This window comes from Frankia sp. CeTa3Moorea, assembly GCF_978021225.1.
In genome coordinates this window covers 37,777-54,431 of the sequence record NZ_CDXDOR010000017.1, presented here as the reverse complement: position 1 = coordinate 54,431, position 16,655 = coordinate 37,777, and the positions used below count along the sequence as shown (strand labels likewise).

Below are 16,655 nucleotides of genomic sequence, written 5' to 3'. Positions count from 1 at the left end.
GCGCCGACCCGGCCGGCGGTGGCGGCTCACCCACCCCCGCGCCGCCCGACAGACGCGACTGCTCGCCGCCCACCACGCCCGGACCACCGAACGCGCCCACCAGGCCCAGCTCGACCTTGCCCGCGCCGGCTACCACCTCGGCCCGGCGCCCTACGGCTACCTGCCGCACCGGGTCACCGTGTTCGACCACGAGGGGCGGCCCCGCCGCCGCGTCCGCCTCGTGATCGACCCGGCGCCTTCGGCCGTCGTCGCGTGCATCTTCCAATGGCGGGTCGACGACCGGCTCACCCTCAGCGCGATCGTGAACCGCCTGCACATTGTCAACGACCTCCACGGGATCGCCGACCCCGCCACGGGCCTGCCCCGGCCGTGGACCTCGACCGCGGTCAACCGGGTCCTGGCGAATCCGGTCTACACCGGAGCCACCGTCTGGGGCCGCACACACGCCGGACAGCCCGTCCCACCCGAACACTGGGTCGTCTGCCCCCACGCCCACGATCCGATCGTCGACGGGCGGACGTTCTTTCGCGCGCAACTCCTCGCCCCGCCCGGCCGGGGAATCTTCAGCCCCCACCTCCTGCCCTGGGAAACCGATCCGCGCCGTACGGACAGCGACAGCGACGAACACGGGTCGCGGTGGTGAGGCCGCTTCCCACGCCGCGGCGCGCGGGCCAGGAAAGCCACGTCGCGGCGTTTCCACGGCACACCGATCGGACGTCCACCCGCCGCTTTCTGTCCATGATCGCAGAGCGTCAGGCGGCCATTCAGGGAACGCCAGCCTCGCGGAGGCGGCGGTCTGATGGATGACTCCCGAGACAAAGGGGCGGGCGCCGATTCTGGTGGCCAGCGCGGATTTCGACGGGCCGAGTATCCAGAGCTAGTATTCGAGGTCGAAATAGCGACAGAAAGCCTGGAGGAAACGCTGAGGCGCGCTCAGATCCGGGCGATACGAGAGGTGACTGAATGGGTAGCCCAGCAGAGATCCAGAGATGGGGAGAATCCCTCCGAGTAGCCGCCGCGAGCGCAGACCCGGGCCGGCTGGTGGCCCGGGTCGCGTTCGCGGGCCGGACCTCGACCGAAGACCAGCAGGACCCGACGCTGTCCCTGCCCCGGCAGCTGCGGCGATGCTCGGCGGTCATTCCGGAAGACGCGGTGATCGTCGCGCATTTCTTCGACATCGAGTCCGGCCGCATGGACCTCGCAGCCCGCGGCCGGGGCAGCGCCCACGAGCTGTTCGACATCCCGATCCCGCGCGACGGCGGCATCCAGGATCTTCTCGCCGAAGCCGAGCGGCCCGACCGGCGGTTCGACTACGTCATCTGCGAGTCGATCGACCGCATCGCCCGGCGGACCTACTACGGCACCTACATCGAGCATCACCTGGAGAAGGTCGGGGTCCGCCTCCTCGCGGCCGACGAGCCGATCCAGATCGGCACGTCGGGCCGGCGCAAGGCCAGCGCGACCACCGTGCTGACCCGGCGCGTCAAGCAGGGCATCGCCGAGTGGTACGTCCTGGAGATGCTGGAGAAGTCCTGGGACGGGTTCGCCGTCCACACCGAGCAGGGCTTCAACATCGGCAAGCCGCCCTACGGCTACCGCGCCGTGCAGATCCCGCACGCCGTACCCGCCAAACGGGCCAAGGGCGTCAAGAAGACCAGACTCGTCGCCGACCCCGTCCAGGGAGCCGTCGTCCGGCAGATCTTCGCCTGGCGCATCGGCGAACGACTCAGCTACCAGCAGATCGCCGACCGGCTCAACGACGACCTCGTCGCCCACCCACCGCCCACGCCGGTCGACCCCGCCCGTGCCGTCGGCCGGTGGACCATCTCCAACGTCCGGGAGATCATCACCAACCCGAAGCACACCGGCCACATGGTCTGGGGACGCCGCGCCCGCAAACGCGGCCGGAACCGCGCCAACCCGGTCGAAGACTGGATCTGGTCACCCCAGCCCACCCACGACGCCTACGTCACCCTCGAAGGCTTCGTCCAGGCACAACAGATCGCCAGCCAGCACGCCAAGTCCCGCAGCGCCGGTGGCCGCAACCGCCACCCCCAGACACGCCGCCTCTACCAGCTGCGCAGCCACCTGTTCTGCGACCTGTGCGGCCGACGCATGTACGGCAAAACGTCGAAAGGCGTCAGCTACTACGTGTGCGCGCCCAAGCCCGGCTACGTCCCCGCCGGGCACCCGGCCGCATCCAGCTGGTGGGTCCGCGAGGAACCGATCGTCGAGGGCCTCAGCGAGTTCCTCGCCGAACGGATCTTCGGCACGTACCGGCGTGACCTGCTCGCCAGCTCGCTGACGACAGGCACCGACCCCGACACCGACGACCGTGATCGACGCATCGCCACACTGGAACGCTCCCTCGCCACCAACGAGCGTCGCCGACGAAGCCTGGTCAGGAACCTGGAACTCGTCGATGATCCAGACAACCCAGACCCGGACCTGAAGAACGACTTCGCGGAACGCCGTGCCGAGCTTCGAGCCGAACGAACCAAGCTCGAACGCGAACTCAACGATCTACGCGACCAGGTGCAGCAAGCGACGAACCCGGCCCTGCTCGCCCTGCTGCCCATAGGTGCCATCGACCTCGCGCACCTACCCGACGAGATCAGCCGCCGGCTCTTCGCGGCCCTCCGCCTGGAGATCCGCTACAACCGCGACACCCGCACCGCCCGATGCAGAGTTACCCTATGTGGCGACACGGTGCGATCCGTGGCGGAGATCGGCAGTAGCATCGTCGGCTCCAAGCCTACCGAGAGGGAACACAGAGATGACCAAGGGAGAGGACCGAAAGTGATCAATGGGGAGCCGCGGCTTCCCTCCTTCTACTTGGTGCCCCCGGGGAGGCTCGTACAGCATCCACGCAAAGCCAGGCGAAGACGAGCCTGGTGGTTTCGGCTCGTGTACCTGCGGCTATCACGCCCAGTGACGGACCCCGGCCGGTAGCGGCGCGGGCGCTGGCCAAGGCGGGTGCCTGATGGCCGCCGAGGGCACGGCCGTGGTGGACGGTCCGGTTGTGGTGCCGTCGGCGGCGGGACGGGATGCGGCGGTCACTCTCGTCACCGTGATCATGGTTGTGGTCGTCGGGTTGACGTTCGCGTTCGGGTTCGGCAACGTGTTCCAGCTCGGGCTGCGGCTGGGGGTGCCAGTCTGGGTTGCCCCCTTGGTGGCTCCTGCCGTCGATTTGTCCGTGGTGGGCCTTTTGCTGGGGACGCGGCAGTTGGCGGTGCAGGGCGCTCCGCCGGAGCTGCTGCATCCCGCGCGGCGGCTGCTGGTGTTCTCCAGCGTGGTGACGCTGGCGCTGAATGTAGCAGAGCCGGTGATCGCGGGGGACTATGGGAAGGCTGCGTTCGACGCGGTGGGTCCGGCGTTGCTGATCGGCTGGTCTGAGGTGGGCCCGGGGCTGTTGCGTGCGATGCGCCACCCCGCCACCTTCCACCCCGCAGCCCCGGACGTCGCGATCTCTCAGTCCGCGCCCCGGCCGGCAGAGACCGGTGGAGCAGCGGTGCCCACCGCCGTGCCTGCGCCATCCGGAGGCGAGAGCCCTCGGGCCGAGGTGGTGGCGGTTCCTGCGCAGCGCGCTCCCGACCGGCCGAGCACCGCGGTCCTCGACGGGTCGCTGGTGGATCGGGCGCGGCGGGAGGATGCCCGCTACTGGGAGGAGCATCGCCGGCCGATCTCCTCGGATGAGCTGCGCAAGCGGTTGAAAGTCGGCTCGAAGCGGGCGCGGGCCCTGGTCGCGCAGCTGCGCGCCGAGGCGCATCGGGTGTTGGAAGAACACGCCCCCGCCGCCGACCTGCTCGAGGTCGGTACGGCCGCGCTCGCGTCGGATGCCGCCGACGGGGCCGCCGACGGGTTGGTACCGGTCGGGCCGGATGACGTCGACATGGTTGATCTCGGTCCGGTGGAACCGGCCGGGACGGGTGTACTGGCCGCGGTCGGATGACGGCCCCCGCCCGGACGGGCGGGACGGGTGTGCACCTCGTGGGGCGGCGGGTGGCGGGTCCGGGCGGGGACACGCCAGCCCGCTCGCCCCCACTGGTCCCGACCGTCTGCCCGTTCTGTCTGTCTGTTCGTCTACCTCCGCCTGCCTGACGACCTCTTTGGGAGACCACTCCGAATGATCACGAATCCTCCGCAGCAGACCTACCTCGGCCGCCGCACCTACACCCGACCCACCGCCCGCGTCGTCTCCAGCGCCGAGCACCAGCTCTGGCTGGTCCGCCACCTCACCCCCCGAGACCGGTGGATCACCCGGATGATCCACGAACACCGGGTCCTGACCACCCACCAGATCGTCGAACTCGGCTGGATCAACCGCCGGTCGGCGAACCTGCGCCTGCTGGAGCTCTACCGCTGGCGGATCCTCGACCGCTTCCAGCCGCTCGCGGTCAGCGGCCTGTCACCCATGCACTACGTCCTCGACGTCGCCGGCGCCGCCGTCCTCGCCCACGAGGACGGCCTGGACCCGAAGAAGATCGGCTACCAGCACGACCGGGCCATGGGCATCGCCCACTCCCTGCACCTGGCCCATCGGGTCGCGGTCAACGGCATGTTCACCCGGCTGGTCCACCACGCCCGCCAGCCCGAAGCCACCAGCCGGCTGACGGCCTGGTGGTCGGAGGAACGCTGCGCCCGCTCGTTCGGCGACATCGTGCGGCCCGACGCGTACGGCAAGTGGGCGCAGGGCCGCGCCGAGATCGAATGGTTCCTCGAACTCGACTTCGGCACCGAAGCACTCCGCCGCCTCACCTACAAGATCGACGCCTACGACCGGCTCGCCAAGGCAACCCGGATCATCACCCCGGTCCTGATCTGGACCACCACCCTGCGCCGCGAAGCCCGCCTGCGCGAGGTCCTCGCCGACGCGCTGCGCAACCTTGACGACCCGGCGCGGGTACCGGTCGCGACGACGGCCGCGGACCTCGCCGAACCCGACCAGCACCTCGACGCCACCCTGACCCGCTGGCTACGCCTCACCCCGGCTGCCACCGGTCGCCTCAGCCTGGGCCAGCTGGCCGGCCTCTGGCCCCCCACCGCCAAGCCCAAGACGGCCAGCTCCGCAGCCGACAGCGACCTCGGGCGTCCGACACGGCTCCACCCGCCCCAGCCCATGCCACCCGCAGGCCCTGATCCCCAGCAGCGCGCAGCCTGACCGCAGCTCCGCACGGCCCGAAGGGGTCCTGCCACCTGGGCACCGCGCCAGGTGACAGGACCCCTCGGCTCAGACGGGCATGGCCGCCGCGATCGGCAGGCCGGCCACTGCCAAGTGCCAGGCCGCCGCCGAAGCGTCGACGGACAAACTCGGTTGGACGGCCAGGGTCGAACTCGTCGCGGCGGCACGGGTGCTTCGCCAGACCGGCGAGGACGACCCTCGCCCGGAACGAGCTGCGCCGGATCCTTGTCGCTTGAGAACGCCCAGGTACCGGCAGAGGCCGGTAAACGCGTTCTTGGCGTCGTCTGGCTTCGCGGGTGAGTTTTGGATCTGGCGCTGATCTTGTGATCCTTCTGGCCCGTGTGCTGATCATCGGGCGAGGAGGACGCGTTTGCGGAGTAGGTCGAAGCTGGCGCGGCCGAACATCTGGCGTTTGATCGTCTTGATGCGGTTGACGTTGCCTTCGACGACGCCGGAGCTGTGGGGCTGGGTGAGGCCGGCCAGGACGGCGTCGTGGTCGCGGCGTAGGCCGTGGGTGAAGCGGTGCAGGTCGGGCAGGTCGGTGTCGGCCTCGACGGCGGTGATCCAGGCGTCGAGCCGCTCGCCGTGGCGTTCGAGCATCATCTCGGCGAACGCGGCGACATGCGCCGCGGTCGCGGCGAGCTGGGGGCTGCGCTCGAGGATGCTGGTCAGGGCGGCGGTGTCGTCGGCGTCGAGCCGGTCGGGGTGGGTCAGGATCCAGCGGGTCACGGTGCGGACCTTCGGGGTGGGCGGAGCCGGGTCGGGAGCGCGGCCGGCCGCGCGCAGCGGGCGCAGGTAGGCCAGCACGATGGACTGGCTGCCGGTGTAGCCGGCGTCGCGGATCTCACGGAACAGCTGGCTGCCGTTGGTCACACCGGCGTTGAACCGTTCGTGCAGGTAGGGCTTGTGCGGGTCGAGCACGCTGGGCCGGCCGTCGCGGGCGACAGCGAGCAGGTCGTCGACCGAGGTGGCGCGGTAGTAGCGGCGGACGGTCTCCTTGGCCAGCCCGGTCTGGCGGCGGATGGCCTTGATGCCCAGTCCCTGGGATTTGAGCTCCTGGACCAGGGCGTGGCGTTCGCGCTGGTGGCGCACCCTGACGCGTTGCTCGACCTGCTCGGCGCGGACCGCCGCCGCGTGCGCCTCGGCATCGGCGTGTTCGGGTTCCGCCGGCGGCGGCGGCTTGTCTGCGACGGGTTCGCGCAGGTCAGCCCGGTGGCGGGCGACGGTCTTCTCGACGTAGCCCGCCAGGTTGTGCCACAGATGCCACCTGTCCGCCACCTGCTCGGCCTCGGGTGCGCCGGTGCGCGCCCCGTCGGCGTAGGCGCCGCCGCGGTCCCGGCAGACCGTCTCGGTGCCCGGATGCGCCTTCAGCCAGGCCGCGAACGTGTCGGCCTCCCGGTCGGTGAGCAGGTCGACGGGCCGGCCGGTGGCGACGTCGACCAGCACCGTGCCGTAGGTGCGACCGCGGCGCAGCGCGAAGTCGTCCACCCCGAGCACCGCGACCGTCCCCACCACCGGGTCGGGCAACGCCCGCACGCGGCGAAGCAGCGCATCCCGGCCGACCGGCAGGCCCAGCGCGGCGGCCAGCCGGGCCCCTGCCCGACCGGCCAGGGCCAGGCCGATCCTGCGCAGCGCCTCGGTCGCGGGCGGGGTGAACCGGGAATGCGGGCTGGTCAGGCCCTCGACCTGCTCGACGAACGTCACCACCGCACAGCCCGCCTCCGCGCAGCGAAACCGGCGGACCGTCAGCTCGATCACGACCCGCACGCCACCGAGCCCGGTATCGACCAACCGGCGCTGGTAGCGGCCATGCACCCGCGCCGACCCGGTCGCGCACCCCGGACAGGCCACCCGCTCGGCCCGGGCACGCACCCGCAACCGCAGCCCGTCCGCTCCGCGCTCGACCCCGTCCAACCCGACATGCGCCAGATGCGGCAACAGGACCCCGAGATCAAGGAGGTCACACCAGCCCCATGATCGCAGCCACCCACCAACAGTCGATCACCGTGGGGCCAGTCCGATCACAAGATCAGCGCCAGATCCAGAGAAGACCCGTAGAGCCAGTCGTCGACGTGTCCGACCGCCGTCGTCGTCAGCACAGCGGCGATGCGTCCCGGTGGCGCCACCGCTGACGTGGCCACGTCGTTGGCCGTGGTGGACGATAAAAATACATGTATTGTTATCGCATGGGCCGCAAGGTGACTCCGAGTGAAGATCGAGAGCATGGGCGACGACTTGGGGCGCTGATCGCTACCCGGCGCCGAGAGCGACGGTGCTCGGCGCCGGACCTCGCGCGCGACTCTCTAGTGGCCATCGACACGGTCCGTAGTCTTGAAGGTGGACGTGTGGCGACGCCGGCCTTCTTGACGATTGCCCGCCTGGCCGAAGCCCTCGACCTGAGCCTTGACGAACTGCATGCGCAGGCTCGCCAAGGTGTAGGTCAAACCGTGGCGCAGCCCGGATGAGATCGACTTTGGGCCTCGTCATCGTTGCGCGAACCGTGTGGTTCACGCCGCTCAACCGCGGGCGAGACCGCGCCCGCAGACCCACCCGTTCACCGATTTCCCAGGTCGCGCGGGTTCCCAGGGAGTGCGAACGGTGGTACGAACGGTGTCGTAGTGCTCAGGTCGGTGCCGTCGTCGGTTCGCTCGTCGTCGCTCGGAGGAGGTTCGCGTCACATCGTCCATGCGAGGTGCTCCAGCCAGGTTGGGGCCAGCAGGATGCGAGGGCGACGTTGTGACGGGCGTTGCGGAGACCTTCGTCGCAGCTGCGCGAGCGGCGGCGCCGATGATTCGGTCTGGCGACGTTCAGCGAGCCGCTATGCCGATCATGGGCACCGAGGCGTTGATCTGTTACCGCTTCCATGACGGTGAGCACGGGCGCAGGCGACAGGCGGGTGCGGGTGCGATCTCGTCGGCGGACGTGCTGGAGTTGCTGCTCGGGCTGCCGCTCGCCATTCCTATCCCGGTTGAGCCCCTGACGGGTCGGGAACGTGCGGCGTTGAAGCTGGCGCCGCCGGGTGCGGTCGACGTGCGTGATGGCCACGTCACTCGGCGCGCGGAAGTGCCTATTGCGGTGGACCTGGCGCTTGTCGCGGCGCGAACGTGGCGGCATGGGTTGGAGGTCGCCGGACGGTTCGCGCCGTTCTGCGCTCGGGCGATGGTGCTGCGCCGGCGGCCGGCGGACTTGGCTGAGGTATACCTGCAGGCAGGGTTCTATGGCGTCGGTGTGATCGTCGTGACTGATCAGACAGCGGAGGTCCTGGTCGAGCCGGAACCGTTCGAGCGGGTCCGGTTCACCGCGGCGGGTTGGCGGTTTCTGGAGGACGTCTACCGGAAGGTGCGATAAATTTAGTGGCCATCTCCGGCTTCTTCGCGCAGTGGTAGAGTAGCAAGTTTCCTCAACGCGGTTGAGGGTTTGAAGGCATTGCTCTGCCGGAGTCGGGTGCTCTCATCTTTCTGGACATCTATGGCCGCCCTGCAGAAGCCGCGCCACCACTGCTGCCGTCCAGCATCGGAGGCGTGACTGAAAAGGTCAGATAGCCAGCCTGTCCATACTGCGGCGTTGTGTGCGTGGGCCTCGGCCCGCACCTCGCCGATGAGGCTGTTGAAGCGGTCCAAAGATGCCCCGTCACATACTGGGCAGTCGCAGCGTGGAGCGGGGCTATTGGCGTATTTCTCAGCAATAATACTTCCTCGGACGTACCGCAACATCGAGGGCATTAGCACGGCTGGGGTGTGTGCAATGGGGTTGTCGGCGTCGGGTTTTTCGTCGGGGGGAACCAGGTGCCGCAGCGAGCCGCCGGCTCCGATGGCGGCGAAGGTGCCGCCGTGGGCGAGGCAGTCGAACGCGGCGAGGACGTCGGCGCGCCATAGGCCGACGTTGGCGGTCTCGGCCAGCAGGCGTCGAAAGTTCGCAGTGGCCGCCGCGACATCGAAGGGGTTCTTCTGAGCTCCGAACATGACGGCCTTCGGGTGGGCGATGCGCTGGAGGCCGGCAATCAGCTGCGGTAGGTACTGCTTCTGTGTCAGCCAGGCCAAGGCCACAGGTACCGCGACAATGACATCATCTCGGTCGATCGCCTGGGCGTGTCGGACGAGGGCCTTGAAGGCGTCTGAATCGCCTGCCTGAACATACCGGGACGGGGTGATGGCAGCGGCGGCGTGGCACTGGCGCTGGCCATGCAGCACCGCGTCCAGATCGGATCCGAAAAGTGCCCCGTCACTTTCTGGGAGGGCGATGGGTTCGGCGTCGGTCGCGGTGACCGGGCCAAGATAGGCGGCTGGGTCGATCAAGAGCGGGCTAGTAGACTGCCGCCAGATCGAATCGGCCTTGGTGTTGCTGCCTTTGCCGCACAGCACTATGCCGCTGCGTTCGGCCGGCAGGAACGGCGGCACTTGGTGGGTGTACCTGGGATTATCGAGCAGAAAAATCCGGCCGGTCACCGTGGTGATGGCTGAGGTGGTGGGCTGCTTGCCCGGGCCGCCGGGCCCGAGGGGTTGGGTCATTGCATCACCTGGACAGGGGAGCGTCAGCGGAGTCGTTGTTGTCGAGGTACAGGAGCGAAAACTCGGCCGGCAGCAGACCGGCGGCGTCGGCGAGTTGGTCCGGGCGGTATTCTCGGTCCTCGCGGAGTCGCGCCACCAGAGCAGGGATGAACCGAGGATTCTCACGGACCAGGTCGCTCGGCTCCTGCGTGCGGTACCCGAGCGCGGACATCTCGACCATCAGATTACGATACTGCCAGTCACTGACCACGCCGAGTGTGACCGCGCGCCGCAGCAGGGCGGCCATAGACACGCCCCACCGGTGTTTGAGGTCGAGCAGGCGCGCCAAATCGAGCCGACCCTGCTTTAACTCGATCCGGATAGTGTCAGCAGGCATCAGCAGCTCGCTCGCAAACTCGTCGGCCTGGCGCTCCTGGACCGCGGAGGCTCCGGGCTCATCGTGCATGATCACGTGCCCGAGTTCGTGGGCCAAGCTGAACCTGAACCGGTCGGCGGGCGCTTGCGCGTTGATCAGGAACAGCGGTGGGTTCCCGTCGACCCACTGGGTGACGGCGTCCAGTTCGCGCGAGCCGAGGTCGCGCACCAGCACCAGCCCGCCGGCGTCCTCGATGTGACGAATCAGTTGCGGCACTGCGCCGGGCGCCAGCTCCCACTCGCGGCGCAGGGTAGTGGCCGCGTCGGCGGCGGTGTCGTAGTCGTCCACCGCGATGCGGTGGAACCGGTGAGGGTGCTTGTCGTCCGCGAGCGCAAGGAGGGCACGCGTCTGCATTCGCGCCAGCGCCAGCTCCGCGTGGATGCGCCGCAGCGCCGGGGCACCCAGCGAGGCGCGTTTGCGGTGGTGGACGAGGCCGACACCGACGCCGTGCAACTCAGGATCGGTGCACAGGACAGCGATCGGGTAGCGCAGCGCAGCGGCGTACGCCGACAGCCGGGAGCCGGCGACCTCAAGCCGGCCCGCCTCGGCCTTGCTGATGTACCCCTGTGACACTGCGGCGCCGGACTGGTGCGTCATGACCTGCGCGAGCTCGGCCTGCGTCATCCCACGCGACTCGCGGGCGAGGACCAGCATCGCGGCATGGGCCGTCTGATCTGCCGTCATGCCACCTCCCGCCGGCACACTCCACTGCTACCGACGATAGCAGCAGACTAGACCACCGCCAACGTGCTACAAAAAATTCCTCCTGACTTGACGCTGATGTTGCTGCCACTCTAATGTTCAGCCTCACTGCCCGTCCCGGTCCACCAACGGCGGGCACTCGGGCCCACCGGCGGAGCCGCTTCGGCCGGAACCGGTGGCGTAGTGCGCAAAGGAGCGCAGGGTTGTACCTGAGTCAGCTCGACGTCGATGGCTTTCGGTCCCTGTCCCGGGTGTCAGTCACCCTGGGCCGCGACGTGTCAGTGCTCGTCGGAGAGAACAGCGGCGGCAAGACCAACGTGATCGACGCACTACGGCTGCTGACCGACCCGATCGACGGCCGCCGCAACCTCTACCTCGACCGCGACGACGTGTTCCGGGGCGCCGGCCTCGACCAGGTAACGCTGCGGGCGACCTACACGGGATCGGCCGAGGACCTTGCCGCGTACCAGCACGCGACCGCCCCGGAGCTGGATCGCGTGCTGTACACGCTGCGCTACATCCCCCCGGGGCCTGGGCAGATCCGCGGCGAGGTCGGCTGGGTGGCCGGCAGCGGAGCCGACCCGTGCGACCCGCAGCCTCGGGGCCGGGACCGGTTCCGGCATGTGTACCTTCCACCGCTGCGTGACGCGGCCCGTGATCTCGGATCCGGTGCCGGCGCACGGATCCAGACCATCCTGGACAGCCTGCTCACCGGTCCGGACACGATCCGGGACGTCGCTGGAGCGCCAGTCGACGAGGCCGGAATGCTCGACTTCGTCCAGGGCCGCTTCGCCGAGGTCGAGGCCCACCCCGTTATCGCCGCCGCGACCGACCGGATCGGTGCCCGGCTGTCCCGGCTGACAAGCGGTGCGTACGAGCAATGCGCTGGGTTGGGATTCGCGGCTACATCGGTGCAGGCTCTGGCTCGGGCGCTAAGGGTGCGGATGGCCGACGCCGGGCTGGTGCCGCGCGAGATCGCCGAGTCCGGGATGGGCTACGCCAACCTGTTGTTCATCGCCACCGTCCTGGCCCAGCTCGATGCGGCCCGCGAGGCGGACCTGACGCTGCTGCTGGTGGAAGAACCCGAGGCGCACCTACACCCGCCGCTGCAAGCGCTGCTGGTGGACTATCTCCGGGACGCCGTCGCGGCCAGCCGAGCCGCCCCGCCATCGGGTCGGTGGCGCGGATACCTCCAGGTCGTGATCACCAGCCACGCGCCGTCGTTGGCCGCGTCGGCGGATGTGACGGATCTGGTCGTGCTGCAACGGCGGGCACCCGCACCGTTGACGCCTGCTGCCGCGTCGGCGACGTCGGCTTCCTCGACGGCGGACACCGCGCCGACCTTGGTGCTGTTGGGCAGCGCCGGCGATCCGGCTACCAGCGACGCAGGGGAGACCGTGGCCAGGTACGAGACCGCCGCGATCAACATCGCTGCACTCGGCCTGTCCGCAGCTGATCGGGGCAAACTCAACCGCTACCTCAACGCGACCCGCAGCGCGATGTTGTTCAGTCCGCGGGTGATGCTCGTCGAAGGCATCGCCGAGGCGCTCGTGGTCCCCCTCATGGCCGACAGGCTGTTCCCGCCCGGGTCGATCGAGCGGGCTCGGTTCGTGGGCACCGTGCTGGTGCCCATCGACGGCGTCGACTTCGCCCCGTACTTGAAGGTGCTCCTCACCGCCTCCGGCGGCCGACGGATCGGTCAGCGCGTTGCGGTGGTTACCGACGCTGACACCCAGAACCCCCACCGGCCCGGTGCGGCGCGCATCGGCGAGCTCAACGCGCTGATCGCCACCCTCGGCGCCACGCAGCACGCCGCTGTGTTCTGCGCGCCTACCACCCTGGAGTCGGAACTGCTGGTCGCCGGCAACGACGTCGCGGTGTGGGCGGCGTGGGCAGCCCAGCAGCCCAAGGCGTGGCAGACCGCGAAGGCCACAGTCGAGGCAGCCGGAGACGACGGCCGGGCGGCGGCGTTCGCGGCCAAGCTCAAGGACGCCTGCTTGCGCAAGGGCGACTTCGCGCAAGCCTTCCTTGACGCCATCGAGAACAAGGGCGACCCACTGCATGTCCCGACATACCTAGAAAACGGGCTGCGCTGGCTCACCGCCGCCCCCCGGCCGGCCGCGTGAGCGCCGAACTCGCCGTCGTCCGCGCGAAGGCGTACGCGGCCCAGCAACGGGTGATCGACGCCGACCCGCCGTTCGCCACGATCGCTTGCCCCGGAGCGGGCAAGACCCGCGTCATCGTTGACCGACACCTGCACCGGGGCCTACCCACACGGCAGGGCCGAGCCATCACCTCCTTCACCCGCGTGGCTGCCACCGAGATCCACCGCCGCTGCACCGCGGCCGGCCGGTTCGACCTCATCGATCATCCGAACTTCGTCGGCACACTGGATACGTTCCTGTGGCTACACCTGGTCCGCCCGTTCCTTCCACCCGACCGGACCTGGCGACGGCTGGATTCCTGGCGAGACGCCCCGACCCGCTCCGCGCGGTTCGTCTGCGGGCAGAGCTATCACCTTGACGATGCGGAATTCGGATACGACCCGCACACCGACACGTGGACGGTACGCGCCACCGGCGCTGCCCGACGAGGACAACTACCCGTCGGCTGGGCAGGGCAGGCCAACCGCGCCCGCGCGGACCTGGAACGTGCCGGGTTCCTCACCGGGGCCGAACTGCGCGCACATGCCTGCCGAAACCTGACAGCTCACGGGGAACCGCTCGGCGCACTGCTGACCGCCAAATACGCCGAACTCATCGTCGATGAGGCACAGGACTGCTCGGCCGCCGATCTGTACATCCTCAACCAACTCCACGATGCCGGCCTGCCACTTGTCGTCGTCGCCGATCCCGACCAGTCGATCTACGGCTTCCGCGGCGCCGCGACCGACACCCTGACCGCCCTCGCCACCCGGTTGGGCCGCCACGACCTGACCTACAACTGGCGTAGCACCAAGACCATCTGCGCAGTCGCCGCGACCCTGCGCGACCCGGCCCGCCGCGTCCCGGACACGGCCGTCGCCGACCATCACGACGCCCCTCACCCAGTCCTTATCTACACAGACGCGGACAGGGACGCGATCACGACAGATTTTGTCGCCTACGCCGCCAAGCTGGACATCAGCCCCGGCGACTGTCTGGTTGTCGCGCACGCCCAAGCCACCCTGCCCAAGACCTACACCGGCGCCGCCACGCCTCCGTCCTCAAACGCCGGTGCGCTCGCCTGGGCGGTCGGCATTGCCAACGAGTACCCCACCGCACCTCGCCGAGTCCGCAACCGAGCAAACGACATACTCGCTCGGACCGTGCTTCGCTGGTGGTACACCGACGCCGACGACCATACGCCGACAGAAATCCTCACCACCCACGACATCGACCAGGCCGGTTTCGAGCGGCTGCTGCACCGCATCGCAACCGCCATGCCGCCGCTCGATCAGCCCATGAGCACATGGGTGCCAGCTGCCGCCACCGTGCTAACTCAGCACCCGCCGGCCAGCGGATCAACACGGACGAGGAACAGACTGGTCTGCGCCGCAGGCCACGCCGCCCGCGCAGCCCGCGCCGTCACCGGACTGCCACCCGCAGCCGCAGCTGGCGCCCGGCCGCGACTAAGCACCGTGCACCAGGTCAAAGGCGACCAGGCCGACGCGGTGCTGCTGTTCATGCCCACCGGAGCCGTGACCGACCGCACTGTGACCGCCTGGCTCACCGGTTCATGCTCTGCGCCAGAGATCGCCGAGGCATTGCGAGTGGTATATGTCGGGGTCACCCGCGCCCGACAACTCCTCGGCCTCGTAGTTCCCCCTGCCCACCGGGACCAACTCCTGGCACACTTCGACCGCCACAGCATTCGAACCGAGCTGCGGTAGGGCAGGTCGGCAGGACGCCAGCACCTTCGTGGTGATCCGGTTTCTTGAAGCCGGGCCGCGCCCGCTCAGGCGCCCCGTCCCGATCCACCCGAGCAGGCGGATCGGATAAGGGTCCGCGTGGTGCATCAGCCGGGACATGGTCGCCGCCATAGTGACGCAGTCGCGCAGGATCTGCTCCGGCGTGCCTGCTGCCGGCTCGTCGGCACCGCCCTCACCCAGGCCGAGACAGACAGGGGCGCCGGCTCGCCGGACCTGTCGGCCCGCTTGGAGATCGCGGGCGTCTCGCAGGAGGAGCGGACGGTCGGGTCGACAGCGCGCCGTATCAGAAGTACAGACCCGACACGGCGCCTCGCGTCACGCCGGTCATGGCCGTCAAGCATCTGTGGCCGTTGACCTTCTACCTACCCGCGTGACGCCACCGTGCGATTCTTGGTCGTGCCCGTGATCGTGGCGGACTCGCGGCTTGAGCGGCGCCGGGATCCGGGGTGGTGTTGTGGGGCTGGCTGGGGTCAGGACCAGGGACCGCAGAGCTTCCTGCTCCCAGGATCGCCCGCCGGATCGCTTCCCAGTCGTTCGTGCGCCACCAGTCGAACAGCGCGCGGGTTCCGATCACGGGGAACGGCAGCGTCGCGACGAACTCGGGGCGGCTGTAGACCCGGGGGGACCGGTCGCAGGGGAGGTCTCGATACTGGTGGTTGACGATCAGTGCTCCGCCGCCGACGGGCTCGTGTGGTCGAAGAGCTGGCCAGGTCTGGAGATGACCCTGAAGGTGCCCGACGAGCTTCTCTTGCGGGGCGCCGCTGGCGGACTTGACCTCGATGAGGCGGCGCTGCTGATCGATGGTCGCGAGCAGGTCGGCTGACTTGGTGTCACCGATCGCGGCGTCGAGGTCGACAGTAGTGAAGCCTGCCGCCGTGAGAACCGCGTTGACCGCGTTCACGAGCTCCGGGCCGGTGCCATACAGCAGGCCGTGACGGATCTCCACGGCGGCGGCCTGCGCCTGCGCCAGGTCAGCTTCGAGGCGTGCCCGCTCATCGGCGTGCCTGGCGGCCATGTCGTCGAGGGCCGTGCGCGCCGAACGTTCCGCCAGCGTTTGCAGGTCTGGATCCACGTGCAGGGCTGAACGGGCGCGGTACAGGGCGGCGGGCACGTACTGCGGGAGTGCCTGCGTGACCAGCCAGTCGAGCAGGAGGTTCCAGTCGGTGTCGTGCGGAACGATGTACCACCGCTGGTCCTTGTCCGGCGAAAGCCAGACCGCTACGACCGGCTCGCCGAGGGAGTCGACAAGCACCGGGTGAAGATCACTATCGGTGTTCTCGGTCCAACTGTGCCCGAATGCTGTGTGGAGGGTCTGGGAACCGGGCGCGAGAGACCACCATGCGGCGTCGGGACGGGCGTTGCGCAGCCGCAGACCAAGATCACGTTCTGCTCGTCCAAGTTCGGCGGCCAGCTCCGGTCGTGTTCCCCTGGGAGTCGGCCGGCCTTGGACGAAGCCGTGTCCTGCGAGGCCGACTCTGGGAGGCATGTCGTTCAGGAGGTTGCCGCGGACGAGGTCGGCATCATCGCGTCCCAGCGTGGCGACGACGATCGCGATCTCCCCGCGTTGCTTCGCGCCCTCGAAGAACCGGCTCAGCTCCGTAGTACCGGCGCCGGTCGGATCGAGCGCTGCGGCACAGTTGCTGGTCTCCCAACCCAGCCACCGCGGTTCGACGCCGTACGCCTGCCACTCGATCTGTGGATCGGCAAGCGGCGAGGGTCGCTGACGGAGCAAGGGGCTGCGCTGTGTCCTAGCCGTGGACGTTGCCGGCGTTGTCGCCGGGTCGGCGGTCCCGATGCACAGCGGCACCAGACCGCCCATACTGCCCACCTCCACACGATATCCGCCGTGCGGGCAGACCCTCTGCCGGCCAGGGCGGCGGCGATCGTCAGATCCCGGCGAGAACGGCGGGCCGCTCGGCGTCGTGGTTCGCAGCCTCC

General features: G+C 69.3%; 12 protein-coding genes. 8 read left to right on the top strand and 4 right to left on the bottom strand.

Annotated elements, in window-relative coordinates; all coding sequences use genetic code 11:
* From AC08OV_RS05650 to AC08OV_RS05635, 4 genes are all read left to right on the top strand, one after another.
* The coding region (locus tag AC08OV_RS05650) for a recombinase family protein (RefSeq protein WP_476619412.1) at positions 1–643 on the top strand (643 nt) is incomplete at its 5' end.
* Positions 644–963: 320 nt separating this feature from the next.
* Positions 964–2,952, top strand: coding sequence for a recombinase family protein (locus tag AC08OV_RS05645; protein WP_476619411.1), 1,989 nt, complete (start codon positions 964–966; stop codon positions 2,950–2,952).
* Between the two features lie 31 nt (positions 2,953–2,983).
* A complete protein-coding gene (locus AC08OV_RS05640) occupies positions 2,984–3,952 on the top strand; it encodes a hypothetical protein (RefSeq protein WP_476619410.1) in 969 nt (322 codons plus the stop codon).
* Between the two features lie 174 nt (positions 3,953–4,126).
* The gene (locus AC08OV_RS05635) at positions 4,127–5,161 is read left to right on the top strand and encodes a replication-relaxation family protein (RefSeq protein WP_476619409.1); all 1,035 of its coding nucleotides are present in this window, start codon (positions 4,127–4,129) and stop codon (positions 5,159–5,161) included.
* A 369-nt stretch (positions 5,162–5,530) separates the two neighbouring features.
* On the opposite strand, the gene AC08OV_RS05630 is transcribed toward AC08OV_RS05635, so the two are convergent.
* A complete protein-coding gene (locus AC08OV_RS05630) occupies positions 5,531–7,120 on the bottom strand; it encodes an ISL3 family transposase (RefSeq protein WP_476619408.1) in 1,590 nt (529 codons plus the stop codon).
* Positions 7,121–7,353: 233 nt separating this feature from the next.
* Here AC08OV_RS05630 and AC08OV_RS05625 point away from each other — a divergent pair, with 233 nt between their 5' ends.
* Both AC08OV_RS05625 and AC08OV_RS05620 read left to right on the top strand, forming a co-directional pair.
* On the top strand, positions 7,354–7,647 hold the full coding sequence (locus tag AC08OV_RS05625; RefSeq protein WP_476619407.1) for a helix-turn-helix domain-containing protein: 294 nt from the start codon (positions 7,354–7,356) through the stop codon (positions 7,645–7,647).
* 355 nt (positions 7,648–8,002) lie between these two features.
* Positions 8,003–8,530: a hypothetical protein gene (locus AC08OV_RS05620; protein WP_476619406.1), complete on the top strand. Its 528-nt coding sequence runs from the start codon at positions 8,003–8,005 to the stop codon at positions 8,528–8,530.
* A gap of 2 nt (positions 8,531–8,532) precedes the next feature.
* Here AC08OV_RS05620 and AC08OV_RS05615 read toward each other — a convergent pair whose 3' ends face one another.
* Together AC08OV_RS05615 and AC08OV_RS05610 are read right to left on the bottom strand one after the other, a co-directional pair.
* Positions 8,533–9,690 carry a hypothetical protein gene (locus AC08OV_RS05615; protein ID WP_476619405.1) on the bottom strand — a complete coding sequence of 386 codons (1,158 nt, stop codon included), beginning with the start codon at positions 9,688–9,690 and terminating at the stop codon, positions 8,533–8,535.
* A gap of 4 nt (positions 9,691–9,694) precedes the next feature.
* On the bottom strand, positions 9,695–10,759 hold the full coding sequence (locus tag AC08OV_RS05610) for a helix-turn-helix domain-containing protein (RefSeq protein WP_476619414.1): 1,065 nt from the start codon (positions 10,757–10,759) through the stop codon (positions 9,695–9,697).
* A gap of 251 nt (positions 10,760–11,010) precedes the next feature.
* On the opposite strand from AC08OV_RS05610, the gene AC08OV_RS05605 reads away from it, so the two are divergent.
* Both AC08OV_RS05605 and AC08OV_RS05600 read left to right on the top strand, forming a co-directional pair.
* On the top strand, positions 11,011–12,933 hold the full coding sequence (locus tag AC08OV_RS05605; RefSeq protein ID WP_476619404.1) for an ATP-dependent nuclease: 1,923 nt from the start codon (positions 11,011–11,013) through the stop codon (positions 12,931–12,933).
* Entirely contained in the window at positions 12,930–14,678 is a 1,749-nt protein-coding gene (locus AC08OV_RS05600) for a UvrD-helicase domain-containing protein (protein ID WP_476619403.1), read from the top strand. Before AC08OV_RS05605 ends, AC08OV_RS05600 begins: the two co-directional genes overlap by 4 nt.
* Positions 14,679–15,075: 397 nt before the next feature.
* Here AC08OV_RS05600 and AC08OV_RS05595 read toward each other — a convergent pair whose 3' ends face one another.
* A complete protein-coding gene (locus tag AC08OV_RS05595; protein ID WP_476619402.1) occupies positions 15,076–16,536 on the bottom strand; it encodes a hypothetical protein in 1,461 nt (486 codons plus the stop codon).
* Positions 16,537–16,655: the final 119 nt, after the last annotated feature.